This is a genomic window from Rhizobium sp. NFR12 (genome assembly GCF_900108545.1).
Lineage (GTDB): Bacteria > Pseudomonadota > Alphaproteobacteria > Rhizobiales > Rhizobiaceae > Neorhizobium > Neorhizobium soli.
On sequence record NZ_FNWM01000001.1, the window covers coordinates 1 to 17,925 of the forward strand.

The following is a 17,925-nucleotide window of genomic DNA, read 5'->3' on the forward strand; positions in this document are numbered from 1 at the left end:
GCCAAATTCGCTTGGCGCGGGGTGGAGCAGCCCGGTAGCTCGTCAGGCTCATAACCTGAAGGCCGCAGGTTCAAATCCTGCCCCCGCAACCAAATCATCATTATCGAAAAACACCCGTAGCCATAAGCTGCGGGTGTTTTGCGTTTGTGGCTTAACCGAACCGCATCGACGGCCGATACGCCGTGTCTGCCAAGACGGGTGACGCCGGATGGGATCGGTTTGTTACCAGCGTTCCGGCTGTCTCGATTGATGCCTTGCACGGCTGGGGCGTGTTGTGGCCGCCAGTCCCGCCCCTTAGACCGTATTCCCGGCACGTGTATCCCGTGTCTTCACCAAGCTCCAGATAACGCCCGAGGCGATGATGGTGAAGGTGATACCGAGCGAGAGTGAAGCGGGAAACTTTTCGAGACCCAGGAGGTCAGCGATGAAGATTTTCGAGCCGATGAAGATCAGCACGACTGCGAGCGCCGGCTTCAGATATCGAAAGCGATGGATCATCGCGGCGAGTGCGAAATACAGTGCGCGCAGACCAAGGATCGCGAACACATTCGACGTGTAGACGATGAACGGATCGGTCGTGATCGCAAAGATCGCAGGGACGGAGTCGACCGCGAAGATCACGTCGGCGATTTCGACCATGACGAGCGCCATGAACAGCGGCGTCATAAACCAGACCAGTTTGCCGGTCGTGGGATGGGGCTTCTTGACGAAGAAATCCTGACCGTGATGCTCTTCCGTGACGTTAAACCTGCGCCGCATGAAGCCGACAATGGGATTGTTGCCGATCTCGGGTTCCTTGTCGCCGATCAACAGCATCTTGATGCCGGTGATGACGAGGAAGGCGGCAAAGAGATAGAGGACCCAGGAAAAGTTCGACACCAGCGTCGCGCCAAGTCCGATCATGATGGCGCGCAGAACGATCACACCTAGCACGCCCCAAAAGAGGACGCGGTGCTGGTATTTGCGCGGCACTGCGAAGAAAGAGAAGATGAGCGCGATGACGAAGACGTTGTCCAGCGCCAGCGTTTTCTCGACTACGAAGCCCGTTAGGTAGTTCATCCCCTGCTCACCGCCGAGCTGCCACCAGATCCAGCCGCCGAACGCAAGACCGAGCGCGATATACATCGAAGACAGGATCAGGCTCTCGCGGACACCAATCTCGCGGTTGTCGCGGTGAAGAACGCCGAGGTCCAAGGCCAAAAGGGAAACCACGATCGACAGGAAACCGAGCCACATCCAGACGGGCTTGCCCAGCCAGTCTGCGAAGAAGAATGCAAAGTCCATGTGAACACTCCAGCCGGTCGTTCACGGTGGATGCGGCGTCCGACATCGCGAGAGGACCGGCAGCTCTCGCCAGAGGGGCCCGGACAGGGGCACAAGGAGTAAACCGCGGGCGCAGGACCCGCGGCAGCGGATGGAACTGGATCGTGATCAAGAGGGCTTGCGCGTTTCAGTCGGAGCGCCGCGATGGCCTTTCGAGGTCAAAGCCAGTTCCTTCTTCGACCTCCTCTTTGATCAAAGACTGAACTGGCGATCCCATCGTCATTGCGCCAATTGATTGTTGAAATCGTCTCGATAGTGATCGACTATTGAGCATGCCGTTTCGCCCCAGTCTTCGCCAACTCGAATACGTCGTCGCGCTTGCTGAATGCGGTCATTTCGGAAAGGCCGCGAAGCAATGCCATGTCTCGCAACCAACACTCTCCGTCCAAGTGGGGATCGTGGAAGAAAATCTGGGAGTCCAGCTGTTCGAGCGGACGTCGGCAACGGTTATCCTCACGCCGGTCGGGGAACGTTTTGTGCATGGTGCCCGCGTGGCGCTTGCCGCTATGGGCGATCTGCTCGAGACCGTCGCAAAGCACAGCGCAGCGCTTGGCGGCGTCATCAGGCTGGGCACGCCGCCGACTTTCGGGCCGTATTTCCTGCCCAGGTTCCTACCGTCCCTGCATAAACAATACCCCGATCTGAAGATCTACATCGTCGAAGATCGTCCTGCTGCGATCGAAACCGCTGTCGCGGAAGGAACGCTCGACTGTGGCCTCGGCCCCTTGTTCGGCGAGCGGTCCCTGATGTTCGTGCCGATCGGCAGGGAGCGGCTGCTGCTGGGCGTTCCCGCTGACCATCGGCTTGCAAAACGTCGGGCTGTCTCCGTTCAAGAGCTGAAAGGCGAGCGTCTGCTGGCGCTTGGAAGCGGACACCAGTTGCTCGAGAGCGTTCAGCGACTGGCGAAGGCGTCCGGCGCGACTGTCATTGACGACTATGCCGGTACCAGCCTGGACGCGATCCGACAAATGGTGTCGATCGGCATGGGCTGCTCGCTGTTTCCCGAACTCTACGCGCAGGCGGAGTTCCGCAACGCAGAAGACGTTCATCTCCTGGAAATCGAGGGCTGGAGTGAGACCCGTCAGGTCGGCCTTTGTTTCAGGTCAACCAACGGCCGGGTGGCGCATTTTCAGGAACTCGCCAGAAGGGCGACAGACGCTGCATTGGAGCTCGGGATCGGCTGACGTGCCGGCGGTCCCTCTCTGCTCAGCAAGTCATTCCATTGGAAACGAACCTTGCCGCAGGCCAGTCTGAGCTCAGGCGGAACTGCGCGCGACCAGTCGGCACTCCACCTTCAGCTGGTCGTGATTGCTGGTCAGCCCGCCAGCCATATCGGAAAGCAGCTCGACGGCCATTACGCCCATCTCGAACATCGGAAGATGGAAGGTTGTCAGCGGCGGCATCGTGAACTGGGCAATGTCTCTGTTGTCGAAGCCGACGACGGAGACATCCTCCGGGACAGACTTGCCGAGTTCGTTCAGCGCTTCGATACAGCCAAGCGCCATGAGGTCGTTCGCGCAGAATATCCCGTCCGGGGGATCCTTCAGCTTCATCAGCGCATGCGTCTTTTCGTATCCGGACGGCGGTTCCCAGTTGCCATAGTGCACGAGGTCGGGGTCGTAGGAGAGATCGTTGCTGGCAAGAGCCTGCTTGTATCCGCGCAAGCGGTCGCGCGGATTGTCGAGACCTTCCTGGCCGTTGATCAGGGCTATCCGCTTGCGCCCGGCGCTGATCAGCCGTTCCGTCGCCGCCCGGCCGCCGGCGACGTCTCCCGGCAGGATGGACGGAAGCCGACGCTCTTGATCGTAGCAGTTGACCAGCACAGAGGGGACCTTCAGAAGCGGTTCCGGCGGATCGATCTTGCGGGTCAAAATAGTGCCGAAAATGTAGCCGATAAGTGCCTGTCCGTCACAGATCGAAAAGATGCCGCCATCCGGGTCCTCGCCTTTGCGGAAGACGCCAAGTGTGACGATAATCCCGAGTTCGAGTGCCTTTTCGCGGGCACCTTCGTAGGCAAGGGCCATCCATGGATCGGTGGTCAGTTCGTCGACGGCAAAAACGATTACCTTGTTGGCGGGCGCACTGCCGGGTCCGGAACTGGCTGATGACTTGTTCGCGAGACGATAGCCCAACTGATCCGCCGCGTCGAAGACCCGCTTGCGGGTGGCTTCGGTGAACCGGGCGCCGGAACTGCCATTGAGAATGAGGGAAACGGTCGCCTGAGATACGCCTGCCAGCGCGGCCACGTCCATCATCGTCGGTTTCAAGGCATTCTCCATGTCGGACACCGTGGTTTCCGGGGTATGGTGCCGTGTCAGGATCGAAAGTGCCGGACACGGTCGAAGGCTACGGCAACCACAATGAAGGTACCTATGAACATTCCTTGCCAGAATGTCGAGATGCCGAGCAGGATCAGAGAGTTGCGAATAACTTCTATCAACAGTGCTCCAACGACCGCACCGAGCGCATTGCCTTCGCCACCGGCCAGATTGGCACCACCGATGACGGCCGCGGCAATCACCGTCAGCTCCATGCCTTGGCCGAGATTGGTGGTCACGCTGCCGAGCCATCCAGCCATCAGAACGCCGGCGAGCCCGGCGGTGAGAGCCGACACGCCATAGATACTCACCTTCATGCGCCGCACGGGGATGCCGGTCAGGATGGCGGCGTTCTCATTGCTGCCGATCGCAAGCAGATGCTGCCCCCATCGGGTCCACCTGAAGACCAGCGACATTACAAGGGCTAGCGCAGCGAGGACGTACAGGGGGTGGGGTATGCCCAGCGTCGAGCCGCCGCCGACCCAGATCAGCAGGTCGTGGTCGGGGCCGAAATTCCAGATCATCTTGTTGTCCGACAGGACCATGGCCAGGGACCGAGCGGCCGAAAGAGTGCCCAAGGTGACGACGAAGGGTGGCATTCCGGCATAGGCGACAAGCACGCCGTTCAGTACGCCCACAAGGAGGGCTGCAAGCAGCGCAAGAGGAAATGCGAGGAGGAAGGGCATGCCACCCTCCATGGTGACGCTGATCACCATGGCACTCAACACGACGGTTGAGCCGACCGACAGATCGATGCCGCCCGAGGCGATTACGGTCGTCATTCCGATCGCGATGATGCCGACGAAGGCGAAGTTGCGCGCAACATTGAAGAGATTGCGCTCCGTTGCAAAGCTGTCCGTTAGAATGCTGAGCGCGAGGCAGGCAAGGACCGCAGCGATAAAGACCCAGAACAGCTGCCGGCTCGATACGCGTGAGATCCAGCTTCGATGCTCGCTGCGGGCAATCACGTCATCCAATGTGGTCATGGCGATCTCCTTTCAAGCGGCTTCGATGGCGCCGGTGATCAATCCTGTCACTTCTTCGGGCGACGACTGATCGGCGCGTTTGCTGGCGACGAGTTCGCCGCGCCGCAGCACCGCAATCTTGTCCGAAACACCGAAGACGTCGGGCATGCGGTGGCTGATGAGAATGACGCTGATGCCGTGATCACGCAGCCTGCGAATGACATCGAGAACCTCGGCCACCTGGCGGACGGAGATTGCGGCGGTCGGCTCGTCCATGATGACGATCTTGGGTTCGGACAGCAGCGTGCGGGCGATCGCAACCGCCTGGCGCTGGCCACCGGACATGCGGCGCACCAAATCGCGTGGTCTCGTTTCCGATTTCAGTTGCCGGAACAGCTCCGCTGCGACGCGGTTCATCTTGGCATAGTCGATGTAGCGCAGCGGCCCGAGGCTGCGCATGGGCTCTCGCCCCAGGAAGACATTGGAGGCAGCGGAGAGATTGTCGCACAGCGCAAGGTCCTGATAGACGACCTCGATGCCGTGTCGCTGTGCGTCGCGTGGGTTGTGAAAGGTCACCGGTTGGTCATCGACGCGGATCTCTCCTGTCGATGGTGGGAAGTTGCCGGCGATAATTTTGACAAGCGTCGTCTTACCGGCGCCGTTGTCCCCCATCAGTCCCAGAACCTCCCCTGGTTCGACGGTGACACTGACACGCGACAGCGCGTGTATTGCGCCGTAACTCTTTGAAATTGAATGCAATGAAAGCCGTGACACGCTCCGCCCTCCCTCGGCTGATCCCACGATGGCATTCTGTCGGCACCATAGCCTGCACGTTGCCCGCCCGTAAACAGGTATCAATAATGCTTGACTTAATATTATAACCAAATATTAATTATTCAACCTGAAAGCGAAAAGGGGGCGGTGATGCGGTTGCTCGTGACGGGCGCCACCGGAAAGGTGGGCCAAGCCTTCCTTCCCGCCTTCCTTTCCAATCCGCGCTTTGCGAAATGGAATGTCGTCGCGCTCTGCAACAACCGCGCCCTGGAACCCGGTCCCCGTGTCTCCGTCGTGAAGGGGTCCATGGCAGATCCGCAGATTGTCGGGAAGGCGCTCGAAGGTGTGACGCATGTGCTGCACTTGGCTGCCGTGAAAGAGACGCCCGATCAGGCCATCGATGTTGCTCTCAAGGGGCTCTACCTCCTGCTGGAGGGTTTCAGCCGTTCGGCTGCGAAACAGCAATTCATGCTGCTGAGCGGTGATTGTGTCGTTGGGCACATTTTTCATGGTTACAGCGCACCGATCACGGAGCAGTCGCCGAGGCGAGCCTATCGCGGTGTCTATGCCCTGACCAAGGTGCTGGAAGAGGCCATGGTGGAACAGTTCGGGATCCAGGAGGGTCTCAACTGGACCACGCTTCGCGCGCCGTGGATCATGGAAAAGGACGACTTCCGCTACGCCCTAGAGGTCGGTCCTGATCAGTTCGGCGGGCCGCCCTGGTCGGCGATGATGGGAGCGGACGACCTCGACGCGATTAGGAAAAGCCGGGCCGTACCTGCCATGCGGGATGGTCGCGGCGCCTATCTCAAGCGCAGCTTTCTTCATGTCGATGATCTCGTCAATGCGATGATCGCCGCGCTGGACAATCCGGCTGCGTATGGAGAACTGTTCAACGTCGCCATGGACCAGCCGGTCGATTACGGCGCGCTGGCCGGTATCCTGGAGGCTTCCGGCGATCGGCAGCGCCGCGACATCCCGACACCGTTTCACAGCAACTGGCTCGACAATTCAAAGGCCCGGATGGTTCTCGGCTGGCAACCGGAAATCGATGTCGAAGGACTTGTCGAGCGTGCCTGGAGCTACAGGCGTGCAGGAAATGATCCGCGCATCATTTGGTATCCCGGCTGAGCAGGAGGGTTTTGCCGGCGATTTGGAGGAGGAGAAAGGCAATGAAAACAAGATATTTGGCATTCACTGCAATACCTATTCTCATGTTGCTGGCCGGCGAGAGCGCTGCGGAGAGCAAAAAGACACTCGCCATCGTCGTCAAAGGGCTCGACAATCCGTTCTTCGAACAGATCAATCTGGGCTGCAAGAAGTGGCTGTCGGAAAATCCGAAGAGCGAATACGAGTGCCTCTATACGGGACCGGCCTCTTCGGCCGACGAAGCGGGTGAGGTCCAAATTGTCGACGATCTGCTGACGCGCGGTGTTGCAGCGATTGCAATCTCGCCGTCGAACGCGCCGGCCATGGCGAACCGCGTGCGCCAGATCGCGCCGCAAATTCCCGTCATGACCGTCGATGCGGACTTCCTCGAGAAAGACCATGATCTGCGCAAGACCTATCTCGGCACCGACAACTATCTGATGGGTGTGAAGATGGCTGAGCAGACGAAGAAGCTGAAGGCGAAGGGTGGCACGGTGTGTCTGCAACTCGGCAATGTTGGTGCCGCCAACATCAATGCGCGTGCCCAGGGTTTCCGTGACACGATTGCGGGAGCCAAGGACGTGAAGCGGCTGAGCGGACAGAACGGCTGGACTGAAATCGAGGGATGCCCCGTCTATACCAACGACCAGGCGGACCTCGCCAATCAGCAGATGTCGGATGTCTTTACAGCCCATCCCAAGCTCGATGCCTTCATCCTGATCGGCGGGTGGGCACAGTTCGCGCCACAGGCCTATACCCAGGTCACCGACCAGGTCATGAGCAAGCTGAAGTCGAAGGAACTGGTGATCGTGGCGGGGGATACGCTGCCACCGCAGACCCAAGCCTTTCGTGAGGGCCGCAGCCATGCGCAGGTCGGTCAGCGGCCCTTCGAGATGGGCTACAAGGCACCCGACGTGATGATCAAGCTGATCAAAGGCGAGAAGGTGGATGATCCGCTGTTTACCGGCCTCGACATCTGCAACGCCGAAGATCCCGGTTTCTGCAAGACCAACTGACGGCGCCGTGGCGCCCATGGCGCAGACGCTGAAACGGACCCGATAACCGGGCTGAGGCTTTGCATCGCTCGGTTGTCGCCCTTCAACCTGGAGCAGCCCTGGAGGAGTGGGTTGCGGGAGGACAAGATGAAAAGGATTACGATCACGGCCCTCGTGGCCATGGCGACCATGGTGGCTATGCCAGCGGTCGCTGCAGAGAAAAAGGCTCTCGCCTTCGTTGTCAATGCCGCTTCCGATTTCTGGAAGCTGGCTGAGGCAGGGGTCAAGGCGGCGCAGACCGAGCTTCCGGATTTCGAGTTGCAGTTCCGTTATCCCACGCAGGGCACGGCTGCACTTCAGAACGCCCTGATGGATGACCTCGTGGCTGCGGGGACCGACGCAATCATGATCTCGTCGGCTGACCCGAAGAATTCCGTCGATGCCTTCAACCGCATCGCAGCGCAGGTTCCGCTCTTCACGACGGACAGCGATGCGCCGCAGTCGAAGCGCATCGCCTATCTGGGTTCGTCCAATACCCAGGCCGGCATCCAGGCGGGGGAAATCGCGGTCAAGGCGCTCCCCAAGGGTGGTAAATGTATGGGATTTGTCGGCTTTCTTGGCGCTGATAACGCCAGGGAGCGGATCGACGGTTTTCGCCAGGCCGTGAAGGGCAAGTCAATCGAACTCGTCGATGTGCGGGGCGATGACGTCGATTTCGCCCGCGCGCGGTCCAATGTCGACGATGTCCTCGCGGCAAATCCGGACATCACCTGCATGGTGGGCTTTTATTCCTACAATCCACCAAAGATCTACGAAGCGTTGAAAGCGGCTGGAAAGCTCGGGAACATCACGGTGATCGCTTTCGATGAAGATCCGATCACGCTCGGAGCCGTGCGGCAAGGCGAGTTTGCAGGCACGGTCGTTCAGGACCCCTATCAATGGGGCTACCAGGGGATGAAGCTGATGGCGGCGTACCTGAAGGGCGACAAGTCGAAAGTGCCGGCAGATGGATTGATCATCGTGCCGACCAAAGTCATCGACAAGGCGAATGTCGATGCGTTCGAGAAGCAGCTCAAGGCGCGGATGGGCGGGTAATACGCGCCTTGATGCGGCCAGCGCGGATCTTTCGGGCTGCGCGCTGGCCCTCAACGCATTCGAGGTTCACGCCAGATGACAGCTGCCGCCCGCATATCTCTTGATCTCATCGGCATCACCAAGGTCTATCCAAGCGCTGTGGCGCTCAATCAGGTGTCGCTCGGCATCCGGGGCGGTGAAGTTGTCGGGTTGATCGGCGAAAACGGTGCTGGAAAATCCACGCTCATGAAGGTGCTTGGGGGCACGATCGTGCCCGATGAAGGTGAGATCGTCATCGATGGGAAGACGGCGTCCCATCTGACACCCGCCGAGGCCTTGGCCCGTGGCATCGCGTTCGTGCACCAGGAGCTCAACCCATTTTTCAATCTCGATGTGGCGGGCAACGTTCTCCTGGGCCGTGAGCCGCGCAGCCGCCGCTTCGGTTTTATCGACCATGCGGCCATGGCCGAGCGGGTGAAACCACTGCTCGATATGCTGGGCGCTCGTTTTCAGCCATCCACCCAGGCTTCGGAACTTTCGCTGGCGGACCAGCAGCTGATGGAAATCGCCAAAGCGCTCTCGACCAATGTCCGCCTTTTGATCCTCGACGAACCGACATCGAGCCTCACGCTTGCGGAAACCCAACGGTTGCTCGATGTGGTGCGCCGGTTGCGGGCAGATGGAGTGGCCATCCTGTTTATTACCCATCGCCTCGCTGAAGTCGAAGCCGTCGCAGACCGGGTGGTCGGGCTCAGGGACGGTCGAAATGCCGGGGAGCTGCAAAGCGGCAGCATCAATCGAGATGCCATGGTGCGATTGATGATCGGCCGCGATGTGACGCAATTCTACACGCCCCCGCATGTAAGGCAGGGGCCGGTAGTGCTTCGGACACGAAATCTCAGAACCGAAGCCTATCCGCAGGCCCCTGTCGATCTCGAGGTTCGAGGCGGTGAAATTCTCGGGCTTGCCGGTTTGGTCGGCGCAGGCCGGACGGAACTTGCGCGTGCGATCTTTGGCATCGATCCCGTCCAGGGCGGCCGTGTCGAGATGAACGACAAGCCGGTCGCATCCGGATCGGTGCCTGCAGCAATCGCCGCCGGCATCTGTTTGGTGCCGGAAGACCGCAAGGGTGAGGGACTGTTCCTCGACTTCTCTCTTTCTGAAAACGTGGTGATGCCGAACCTTTCGGCGATCGCGACCGCTGGCTTCGTCGATCGCGGGGCCGAAATGAAGATCGCCGATCGATCCCGCAGCCGGCTATCGATCCGTGCGCCGCGGCTCGACCGTGCAGTCAGCGAATTGTCGGGCGGCAACCAGCAGAAGGTCGTGCTGGCAAAGTGGCTCGGGCTCGATCCCAGGTTGATCATTCTCGACGAGCCGACGAGAGGCATCGATGTCGGAGCGAAGGCTGAGGTTTACCGGCTCATGCGCGATCTCGCGGAGGGCGGAGCCGCGGTGCTGATGATCTCGTCCGATATGGAAGAAGTCATCGGCGTCTCGACGCGCGTGGCGGTGATGCGGCGCGGGGCCATTGCCGGCATCCTGTCGCGGGCGGATCTGTCCGAAGAAGCGATCCTCAGTCTGGCGGTCGGATAGGAGATTGGCATGCACAAGAAAGACATCGGCCTTGCCGTCCTCGTTCTGACCGTGGGCGCCATCGTGACACTGGTCAATCCGCGTTTCATTTCACCGGTCAATCTTGCCAACACAGCCAATCTGATTGGACTGTTCGGGCTGTTTTCGATTGCCGAGGCCTTCGTCATCGTCACCGCAGGGATCGAGCTTTCGATCGGCTCCGTCATCGCCCTTCTCGGCGTCATCTTCATCGACCTTATCGCCTCGCATGGCGTTCCCTGGCCTGTCGCCTTTGCGATCGTGCTGGTCCTGTCGGTTGTGATCGGATTGCTGCATGGCTGGCTCATTACACGGCTCAAGCTGCAGCCCTTCGTCGTCACACTCTGCGGTCTGCTGATCTACCGAGGCATAGCGCGCTTCTATACGAGGGACGGGACGGCCGGTTTTACCTTCGGGACGGATCTTCCCATGCTCGAATATCTGTTCGTCGGACGAACAGCGGGCGTTCCCCATTCCGTCATGGCTTTTGCCGTGTTTGCGGTGCTTGCATGGTTTCTCCTGCATCGAACCGTTTTCGGACGTCATCTTCTGGCCGTCGGAAAGAACGAGGAGGCGGCTCGTTATTGCGGGATCAATACAAAGCGCGTGATCGTCACGGCTTATGTTCTCTGTTCCTTCCTGACGGGCGTCTCGGCCATTTTCTTCGCCATGTACACCAAGTCCGTCCAGCCCTCGTCGCATGGGAATTTCTACGAGCTCTATGCCATCGCGGCTGCGGTCCTCGGCGGATTTTCCCTGCGCGGTGGGGAAGGCTCGATCGTCGGGGTGGTGCTCGGGGTCGTGTTGCTTCAGGTCCTCCAGAACCTCGTCAACCTGCTCGGCATTCCCTCATCGCTCAATTTTGCGGTGATGGGTGCGGTCATTCTGGTGGGTGTTATTGCCGATACGCAGTTCCATGCCTATCGGCAAAGGCGACATCATCAGGCGACCCGCTCTGCCTTGGCCGAGGTTTCCCGCATCCCGTCGGCAAACGGATGACGGATAGGTCGTCGACGATCGACACAGAGCTGGTCCCGGATGCTGGAAATGATCAGGGTGGCAGGAGCCTGAAGTCCGCGCCTTCGGGCAGGAGTTGCCCGCCATCGACGACGATGGTGGTGCCGGTCACATAGCTCGCATCGTCGGAGGCGAGAAACAGGAAGGCATTGGCAACGTCGCGCGGCGAGCCGAGGCGGGCGAGCGGAATTGCGTCCTCCATGTTCTTGATGAAGGCGGCGCTACGATGCAGCTGGATCGCTTCCGTCAATATGTTGCCGGGCTCGACGCCATTGACATTGATGCCGTAGGACGAGAACTCCAGCGCCGCTGAGCGAATGAAGCCGTTGATGCCAGCCTTGCTCGCCGCGTAGTGGCCGTGGCCCGGGCTTGTAACATGCGGGCCGGTGATGGATGACGTAAACAGGATACGCCCCGAGCCCTGCTTTTTCATCGGCGTCAGCGCGGCGCGTGCGGCGTTGAAGCATCCGCGCAGATTGACCCCCATCACGCTGTCCCAGTCTTCCGGAGACGTATTCTCGATGAGCTGCCACGGATAGATGCCGGCGTTCTGGACGATGATGTCGAGCCGCCCGTGACGTTCGAGTGTGAACTCGACCGCGGCAACGGCGTCTTCCATCTTCGAGATGTCGGTGTGGACGAAGTCGATGCCGAGATCATCAGCTGCCGCCTTGCCGTCGTCGGCCTCGGAATCAGCCAGCACCAGCTTTGCGCCTTCCTCCTGGAAGCGGACGGCGATTGCCTTGCCGATGCCGCGCGATGCGCCGATGACCAGCGCCACCTTGTCTTTCAATCTGTCTGTCATGCGAGCCTCTGGCGGAGCCTTTGTTTGAACGTATCGAGAAGAACCGCTGCAAGCACCAGGAAGCCGTGGATGACCTGGGTATAGTTTGCCGGCAGGCCCATCAGGTTGATGGCGGTGTTGATGGACGAGAGGAGCAGCACTCCGGCGTAGACGCCGGGCAGCGCACCGACACCGCCCTTGAGGCTGACACCACCGATGACGACTGCCGCAAAGGCGTTGAACAGCAGCCCAACGCCGAGGTTTGCCGTGGCGCCTGATGTGCGTATGGCAAGCAGCCATCCAGCCAGGCCGGCGATGGCGCCTGCCAGTACAAAGGCGATGATCAGGTTGCGGGTGACGCGAATGCCGGCGCGGTAAGCGGCGGTCTCGTTCCCGCCGATCATTACCAGGTGCCGGCCGAATGGCGTCCTGGCCATCAGCACCGAAAAGACCACGAAACAGGCAATCGCAATCCAGGCTGACAGCGGAATGCCAGCCACACGCTCAATAGCGAACCAGCGGATGGCCGGATCCAGATCCTGGGCGGAGCGTCCGCCGGAAACCGCCAGCACGATGCCGCGCACCCAAATGAAGGAGGCAAGCGTGATGATGAAGGCGCTCATCTTCAGTTTCACGACAAGGAAGCCGTTGAAGAGACCGATCAATGCGCCGATCCCGCAGGCAACGAGCAGTGACGCTGGGATCATCAGCCATTGCGGTGAGAGCTTCATCCCCATGCCGATCCCTGCCGAGCAGAAAAGGATGCCGACCGCCATGGCGGCCAAAGCGGCAACGGATTCTACCGAAAGGTCCATATGGCCGGCGATGATCACCAAAGCCAGGCCGATCGACATCACGCCCAGCACGCTCGACGCTCCGATGATGTTTGTGAAAATGCCGATCTGGAAATAGTTCGGGATCAGGGCCGAAAACAGGACAAGCACAACGATGAGCATGAACCAGACGAGGTTATCGAGTACAGATTCTAGACTTTTGCGCGTACGGGGCGTCATGCTGCAAATCCGGACTTGAGGGAAGGAGTCCGGGGTCTTTCAACCCCGGATGAAGGGTTGTTATTCGACGGATTTGATCGAGGCTGTCGGCGCTTTCATGTTGCCCCAGAAGGCCGGGTTGTCGACATTCTCCTTGGTGATCGCGGCACCCGGGATCTTGATGTTCGGCCCCCAGGCTTCCTTCGTCACGACCCCTTTCAGGCCAAGCACATCATAGTCGCCGGCCTTGATTTCCTGCTTGCCGACGATCTTGTCCATGAACATGGCAATGGCTGCCGCCTGGGCATAAAGCGGTTGCTCGACTTCGGTATTGAGCCAGCCCTTGCGGATCAGATCGAGGCCGACGGGAGCGCCGTTCGAGCTCATCATCATGACGTCACCTGGTTTCTTGCCAGCGGACTCAAGCGAGGCGACGGCTGCAACCGAAAGATGGGCTGCATGCAGGAAGATCAGGTTGATATCGGGATTGGCCAGCATCTGATCGGAGACGATCGTCCCTGCATTGCTGGCTTCCCACTGCATGGCGGGCACAGAGATGATGGTCACCTTCGGGAAGGCCTTCATCTTCTCTTCGAAGCCCTTCTGGATATCGAGCGTGTAGGGATCGCCAGGGTCGCCCAGAACCTGCAGGATCTTCCCCTTCACGTCGCCATTCTTGGCCTTGAGCATCGCTTCAGCCTGTTGCGCGGCAACATGGCCGATCTCGATCGTCCCGGCGACCGAGGTGAAGTCTGACACGGTCGAGGTGACCTGACGGTCGAACTCGACGACCGGAATACCGGCCGCACGGGCTGCCTCGATGGATGGTTTCAATGCGTTGAAGTCGACAGCGGCGAGGATGATCGCCGCCGGCTTCAAGGCGATGACGTCGTTCATCTGCGACTGCTGTGCGTCTGTCTTGTTGTCGGCGTTAAGGGTTTTCATCTCGTAGCCGGTCTGCTTCAGAAACATTTCCAAGGCGCTGACCGAGCCTGTCTGGAATTCGTCGAGCAGTGTCGGCACAAGATAATAGACCGTACCCTTGGACTGTGCGGCCGCCGTTGTGAGCATTGAAAGGCCGAGCACCAAAACGCTCAGCAAGCTTAGCATTATTCGTCTCATGATCGTTCTCTCCAGTTTTACGCCGGACCCCTTGTCATTGTTTGCCCACCGGTCCGGCGCCGGTGAGGGTTTGCCCTGTGATCATTTCGATCACTGCATCCGGGCTTGTCTTGGTTCTGTCGACATCGCCGGCGACGACGCCGTGGCGGATGACGACGATGCGGTCTGCGACCTGAAAGGCCTGCTGCATGATGTGGGTGATGATGACGACACCGATGCCCTGGCTGGCGACGTGGCGGATCATGTCCAGCCCTCGACGGGTCTGTTCGACCCCGAGCGCGGCGAACGGCTCGTCAAGCAAGAGGAGCTTGCCACCCCAATGGGCAAAACGGTTGAGCTCGATCGCCTGCCGCTGGCCGCCGGACAGATGCTCGACCTTGGTGCGCATGGAGGGAATGCGGGTGCCGGCACTGGTCAGTGCCTTGGTCGTGATTTCCTCCATCGCACGCTCATCGAGGAAGGGGATGCCCGCGATCTTGCGGGTGATCTCGCGGCCCAGGAAGAAATTGGCGACGACGTCCACATTGGTGCAGAGAGACAGGTCCTGGTAGACCGTCTCGATGCCGGCTGCCTTGGCCTCGGCAGGCGTCTTTGCCTCGAACTCTTCGCCTTCGAAGAGCATCTGACCTGACGTGGGTTGCAGACCACCCGAGATGATCTTCACAAGCGTGGACTTGCCTGCGCCGTTGTCGCCAAGAAGGGCGACCACTTCTCCCTTTCCGATCGAGAAACTGATGCCCTTGAGCGCTTCGATCGCGCCGAAATTCTTGCGGATATCATTCAGGACAAGCAGTTTTTCGGTCATTCGACAGTCCCCTTCTCTGAAGTCTCGAACATCTGGCCGAAGCGCGGCGACAGGACGCCGAAAACGGCTAGCGCGGCTGCGCCTCGGAGTGCCGAATGCTGGCAGTCACTGGCGACGACGACACGTGGATGCGGGCGGCTGGTGCGGGCGGAAACCGAATTGCTCAGGCCGTCGGCCAGTGCGGCAAGCCGCTCGATCAAAGACTGCGGCGCCAGGCCACCGAGCACGACAGTCTCTGGATCGAAAAGGTTTTCGATCGTGCGGATGGCATTGCGAAAGATCGGCGCGATCTCGCGGACCCATTCGGCCTCGGGCAGGCCGCGCCGAGTGAAGGCCTCGAGCGAAAGATAGCGCTCAAGGCAGCCATTGTTGCCGCAGGGGCAGGGCTCGCCATCCGGAACGGCGGGGATATGGCCGATTTCACCGGCATTGCCCCAGGCGCCGCGCATCACTGTCCCGTCATGCATCATCGCGCCGCCAAGGCCGACGCCGAAGAACAGGTAATAGTAATCCGAAATCTGTTGGCCGAGACCGTAGAGCTGCTCGCCGAGCGCCGCTGCCGCCATGTCGTTTTCCATAAAGGCCGGCAGACCTGTCGCCTCTGTGAGGCGGGAATTGATGTCGACGTCTTTCCAGCCGGTCATCGTTGTCGGACCAACGAAGCTGATGGATTCCACGTCGAACGGCCCGGGCAAAGCCAGTCCGGCGCCCAGCAGGCGGCCGCGGCATGGGCTTGCCTTGAGTTCGTCCACCATCTCGCCAATCAGAGCGAAGGCTTCGTCCGGTTTCGGGTTGGACGCGCTGCGGTGGCGGCTCTCGACGACATCACCGCGCAGATTGACCAAGGCAACGTCGATGCCAAGCGGCGTCAGGTGAATGCCGACCGCATGCCCACCCTCCGGATTGACGGTCAGCTTCGAGGGCGGAATACCGCGGCCCCGAGGCTTTTCGCGCACCGAGACGATGAGCTCTTGTTCTTCGAGTTCCCGGACAATGGTAGAGACAGTCTGTACGGTGAGGTGAACCCGTTCGGCAATTTCGCCACGCGTCGTCGGACCAGTCAGGCGGATCGCTTCCAAGACGATCCGTCTGTTGTAGGGCCTTCCGGATTCCTGGTTGGTACCGCGCAGCGCCATTTCGAATGTCTCCGAATGACGAAAGTGTGTCAGCGGTCACGTATTTAGTCAAATGGTTTTCAAAAAAGAAAAATGTGCGCGCGAAGGGCCCGATCGCGCTGACGTTGCAAAGGCTGACCTGACGGTTCGCGCGCTTTCCGCGAAAGAGTTCGCCTCACCCTCGGAGCCAGGAATCATGACCAGCGCCTGATCAACATGAGCACGAAAGCGTCATCCTCCGCCGGTAGGTCGCGCTATGTCACGGGGGTCGTACCCGCAAGGCGGCCGGGTGGGCACGCCAAACGGGAGGCGTTTGGCAAAAGCTATGCCGTCGCCTTCAACGGTTGAGCGAGGGGCGAGAATATCGCCCGGCTGCGATCGACCATGTATGACGCCGTATGCGAAGGGGCATCCCGGGCGAGTTGGATCACCGCTTCCAGGATGAACCTGACTTTTTCCTCGGAATGGAGAACGCTCAGATTGAGCCGGGTGAAACCCGGTTTCTCGATTTCGTTGCCGTTCCGGATCGATTGCCTGATCTGCTCCGAATGCTCGTCATCGATCGACAGGAGGCGGTGGACATAGGGCCCGGCGCAGGCGCAGCCGCCGCGTGCCTGTATACCGAAGCGATCGGAAAGCATGCGGGTGATCAGCTGCTGATGCACATAGCCACCCTTTCCATCCCTGATGCGAAACGAAAAGATCGGCAGTCTCGACATGCTCATCGAGCCCAACAGCTCGATCTGGGGAATGCCCTGCCAAGCCTCGAATGCGCGCGCGGTGAAATTCTCGTTCAGGCTCGCAATTCTCTCGAGGCCGATTGCGTGCTTGACCAAGAAGGCGAGTGCAGCGCGGATATCGCCGATGACGTTGGGGGTTCCGGCTTCTTCGCGCGCTTCGATATTGTCGCTGTAATCGTGGCCCGTCGGGGAGACGAATTTGACGGTGCCGCCGCCTGGCCAAGAGGGTTTTGTAGTGACGACTGCATCGCGTCTGACCACGAGGATACCGGAGGCACCGGGGCCACCAAGGAATTTATGGGGCGATACGACGATGGCGTCGATCTCGGCGCCTTCAGCCGGTGTCATCGTGATTGGGATATAGGGACCTGCGCCGGCGAAATCCCAGAGGATCTTTGCGCCTGCCGATTTTGCGAGCCGGGTGACCGCTTCGATATCCGTCAGGATACCGGTGATGTTCGATGCGGCCGAAAACGAGCAGATCGTCAGAACGTCCCTGCTGTCCTCAAGAGCCTTTTCCAGGAGGATGAGGTCAGGGCCACCACCGCAACCTTCCTGAATTTCGATGATCTCAGCGCCGCTTTCCCGCCAGGGGAGGATGTTCGAATGATGCTCGTAGGGGCCGATGATGACCCGGGCGGGTTTGCCGGTAGTGACTGCATCCTCGACGCCGAGCAACTTGACCAGGCGGTTGATGCCGGCCGTTGCGCCGGATCCGGCAAAGATCACCGCATGGCGGCTGTCGGCGCCACAGCATTCGGCGATAGTGGCACGCGCTTCACGGCGCATGCGGGTCATCATCGCTCCGCAAAAGGACGCTTCCGTATGGCTGTTGGCATAATAAGGCAGGACCTCTTCAAGAACGAAGGTTTCCACCTGCCGGAGCGCCCGTCCTGACGCCACATAATCGGCATAGACGAGATCCTTCAGGCCGTATGGCCCGTCCACCTTGGCGGACGCGCCAATCATTCCCGAGGTCAGTGCTGCAATCGGATCGGCGCCAGCCAGACTGCGACGAAATCCCTGAAGAGCAGTTTCGGGTTCGGTTCGTGGCATGCAGTCAGCCAGCTGGCGCATTGTCGATCTCCTTGACGAGTTGACTGCGATTATAAACTGAAGCAGGGTCTGAATTCTTCAC

At 60.0% G+C, this 17,925-nt stretch carries 16 protein-coding genes and 1 tRNA gene; 7 read left to right on the forward strand and 10 right to left on the reverse strand.

Annotated elements, in window-relative coordinates; all coding sequences use genetic code 11:
- Positions 1–15: 15 nt before the first annotated feature.
- A tRNA-Met gene (locus BLW69_RS00005) sits at positions 16–92 on the forward strand.
- A gap of 202 nt (positions 93–294) precedes the next feature.
- Here BLW69_RS00005 and BLW69_RS00010 read toward each other — a convergent pair.
- Positions 295–1,284, reverse strand: coding sequence for a TerC family protein (locus BLW69_RS00010; RefSeq protein WP_092659130.1), 990 nt, complete (start codon positions 1,282–1,284; stop codon positions 295–297).
- A gap of 311 nt (positions 1,285–1,595) precedes the next feature.
- Between BLW69_RS00010 and BLW69_RS00015 the strand changes: the two genes are divergently transcribed.
- Positions 1,596–2,507, forward strand: coding sequence for a LysR substrate-binding domain-containing protein (locus BLW69_RS00015; protein WP_092659132.1), 912 nt, complete (start codon positions 1,596–1,598; stop codon positions 2,505–2,507).
- Positions 2,508–2,579: 72 nt separating this feature from the next.
- On the opposite strand, the gene BLW69_RS00020 is transcribed toward BLW69_RS00015, so the two are convergent.
- Genes BLW69_RS00020 through BLW69_RS00030 form a run of 3 tightly spaced genes read right to left on the reverse strand, consistent with a single transcriptional unit; the run spans position 2,580 to position 5,278 of the window.
- Entirely contained in the window at positions 2,580–3,602 is a 1,023-nt protein-coding gene (locus BLW69_RS00020; RefSeq protein ID WP_244474108.1) for a LacI family DNA-binding transcriptional regulator, read from the reverse strand.
- A gap of 35 nt (positions 3,603–3,637) precedes the next feature.
- The gene (locus tag BLW69_RS00025) at positions 3,638–4,627 is read right to left on the reverse strand and encodes an ABC transporter permease (RefSeq protein ID WP_092659134.1); all 990 of its coding nucleotides are present in this window, start codon (positions 4,625–4,627) and stop codon (positions 3,638–3,640) included.
- A 12-nt stretch (positions 4,628–4,639) separates the two neighbouring features.
- On the reverse strand, positions 4,640–5,278 hold the full coding sequence (locus tag BLW69_RS00030; RefSeq protein ID WP_244508711.1) for an ATP-binding cassette domain-containing protein: 639 nt from the start codon (positions 5,276–5,278) through the stop codon (positions 4,640–4,642).
- Between the two features lie 252 nt (positions 5,279–5,530).
- Here BLW69_RS00030 and BLW69_RS00035 point away from each other — a divergent pair, with 252 nt between their 5' ends.
- From BLW69_RS00035 to BLW69_RS00055, 5 genes are all read left to right on the forward strand, one after another.
- Complete coding sequence (locus BLW69_RS00035) at positions 5,531–6,511, forward strand: NAD-dependent epimerase/dehydratase family protein (protein WP_092659138.1); 981 nt, start codon at positions 5,531–5,533, stop codon at positions 6,509–6,511.
- A gap of 41 nt (positions 6,512–6,552) precedes the next feature.
- Entirely contained in the window at positions 6,553–7,545 is a 993-nt protein-coding gene (locus tag BLW69_RS00040; RefSeq protein WP_092659140.1) for a sugar-binding protein, read from the forward strand.
- 126 nt (positions 7,546–7,671) lie between these two features.
- Positions 7,672–8,619: a sugar-binding protein gene (locus tag BLW69_RS00045; protein WP_092660899.1), complete on the forward strand. Its 948-nt coding sequence runs from the start codon at positions 7,672–7,674 to the stop codon at positions 8,617–8,619.
- Between the two features lie 75 nt (positions 8,620–8,694).
- Positions 8,695–10,194 (forward strand): sugar ABC transporter ATP-binding protein, encoded by a 1,500-nt coding sequence (locus BLW69_RS00050; protein ID WP_092659142.1) that lies wholly within the window; start codon positions 8,695–8,697, stop codon positions 10,192–10,194.
- Between the two features lie 9 nt (positions 10,195–10,203).
- Positions 10,204–11,211 (forward strand): ABC transporter permease, encoded by a 1,008-nt coding sequence (locus BLW69_RS00055; protein WP_092659144.1) that lies wholly within the window; start codon positions 10,204–10,206, stop codon positions 11,209–11,211.
- 52 nt (positions 11,212–11,263) lie between these two features.
- Here BLW69_RS00055 and BLW69_RS00060 read toward each other — a convergent pair whose 3' ends face one another.
- From BLW69_RS00060 to BLW69_RS00085, 6 genes are all read right to left on the reverse strand, one after another.
- Complete coding sequence (locus BLW69_RS00060; RefSeq protein WP_092659146.1) at positions 11,264–12,034, reverse strand: SDR family oxidoreductase; 771 nt, start codon at positions 12,032–12,034, stop codon at positions 11,264–11,266.
- Positions 12,031–13,026: an ABC transporter permease gene (locus BLW69_RS00065; RefSeq protein WP_092659148.1), complete on the reverse strand. Its 996-nt coding sequence runs from the start codon at positions 13,024–13,026 to the stop codon at positions 12,031–12,033. Before BLW69_RS00065 ends, BLW69_RS00060 begins: the two co-directional genes overlap by 4 nt.
- A 60-nt stretch (positions 13,027–13,086) precedes the next feature.
- A complete protein-coding gene (locus BLW69_RS00070; RefSeq protein WP_062581491.1) occupies positions 13,087–14,127 on the reverse strand; it encodes a sugar ABC transporter substrate-binding protein in 1,041 nt (346 codons plus the stop codon).
- A gap of 34 nt (positions 14,128–14,161) precedes the next feature.
- Complete coding sequence (locus BLW69_RS00075; RefSeq protein ID WP_092659150.1) at positions 14,162–14,932, reverse strand: ATP-binding cassette domain-containing protein; 771 nt, start codon at positions 14,930–14,932, stop codon at positions 14,162–14,164.
- Positions 14,929–16,068, reverse strand: a complete 1,140-nt coding sequence (locus BLW69_RS00080) for an ROK family transcriptional regulator (protein ID WP_092659152.1) — start codon at positions 16,066–16,068, stop codon at positions 14,929–14,931. The genes BLW69_RS00075 and BLW69_RS00080 overlap by 4 nt, the downstream gene beginning before the upstream one ends.
- A 302-nt stretch (positions 16,069–16,370) precedes the next feature.
- On the reverse strand, positions 16,371–17,864 hold the full coding sequence (locus BLW69_RS00085; protein ID WP_092659154.1) for an aminotransferase class V-fold PLP-dependent enzyme: 1,494 nt from the start codon (positions 17,862–17,864) through the stop codon (positions 16,371–16,373).
- Positions 17,865–17,925: the final 61 nt, after the last annotated feature.

What these genes read in the sequence shown, in the direction of transcription:
- BLW69_RS00055 (WP_092659144.1), top strand. Translation starts at nt 10,204, where the DNA reads ATGCACAAGAAAGACATCGGCCTTGCCGTCCTCGTTCTGACCGTGGGC.
- BLW69_RS00025 (WP_092659134.1), bottom strand. Translation starts at nt 4,627, where the DNA reads ATGACCACATTGGATGACGTGATTGCCCGCAGCGAGCATCGAAGCTGG.
- BLW69_RS00035 (WP_092659138.1), top strand. Translation starts at nt 5,531, where the DNA reads ATGCGGTTGCTCGTGACGGGCGCCACCGGAAAGGTGGGCCAAGCCTTC.
- BLW69_RS00085 (WP_092659154.1), bottom strand. Translation starts at nt 17,864, where the DNA reads ATGCGCCAGCTGGCTGACTGCATGCCACGAACCGAACCCGAAACTGCT.
- BLW69_RS00080 (WP_092659152.1), bottom strand. Translation starts at nt 16,068, where the DNA reads ATGGCGCTGCGCGGTACCAACCAGGAATCCGGAAGGCCCTACAACAGA.
- BLW69_RS00045 (WP_092660899.1), top strand. Translation starts at nt 7,672, where the DNA reads ATGAAAAGGATTACGATCACGGCCCTCGTGGCCATGGCGACCATGGTG.
- BLW69_RS00040 (WP_092659140.1), top strand. Translation starts at nt 6,553, where the DNA reads ATGAAAACAAGATATTTGGCATTCACTGCAATACCTATTCTCATGTTG.
- BLW69_RS00060 (WP_092659146.1), bottom strand. Translation starts at nt 12,034, where the DNA reads ATGACAGACAGATTGAAAGACAAGGTGGCGCTGGTCATCGGCGCATCG.
- BLW69_RS00050 (WP_092659142.1), top strand. Translation starts at nt 8,695, where the DNA reads ATGACAGCTGCCGCCCGCATATCTCTTGATCTCATCGGCATCACCAAG.
- BLW69_RS00010 (WP_092659130.1), bottom strand. Translation starts at nt 1,284, where the DNA reads ATGGACTTTGCATTCTTCTTCGCAGACTGGCTGGGCAAGCCCGTCTGG.
- BLW69_RS00015 (WP_092659132.1), top strand. Translation starts at nt 1,596, where the DNA reads ATGCCGTTTCGCCCCAGTCTTCGCCAACTCGAATACGTCGTCGCGCTT.
- BLW69_RS00075 (WP_092659150.1), bottom strand. Translation starts at nt 14,932, where the DNA reads ATGACCGAAAAACTGCTTGTCCTGAATGATATCCGCAAGAATTTCGGC.
- BLW69_RS00065 (WP_092659148.1), bottom strand. Translation starts at nt 13,026, where the DNA reads ATGACGCCCCGTACGCGCAAAAGTCTAGAATCTGTACTCGATAACCTC.
- BLW69_RS00020 (WP_244474108.1), bottom strand. Translation starts at nt 3,602, where the DNA reads ATGGAGAATGCCTTGAAACCGACGATGATGGACGTGGCCGCGCTGGCA.
- BLW69_RS00030 (WP_244508711.1), bottom strand. Translation starts at nt 5,278, where the DNA reads ATGGGGGACAACGGCGCCGGTAAGACGACGCTTGTCAAAATTATCGCC.
- BLW69_RS00070 (WP_062581491.1), bottom strand. Translation starts at nt 14,127, where the DNA reads ATGAGACGAATAATGCTAAGCTTGCTGAGCGTTTTGGTGCTCGGCCTT.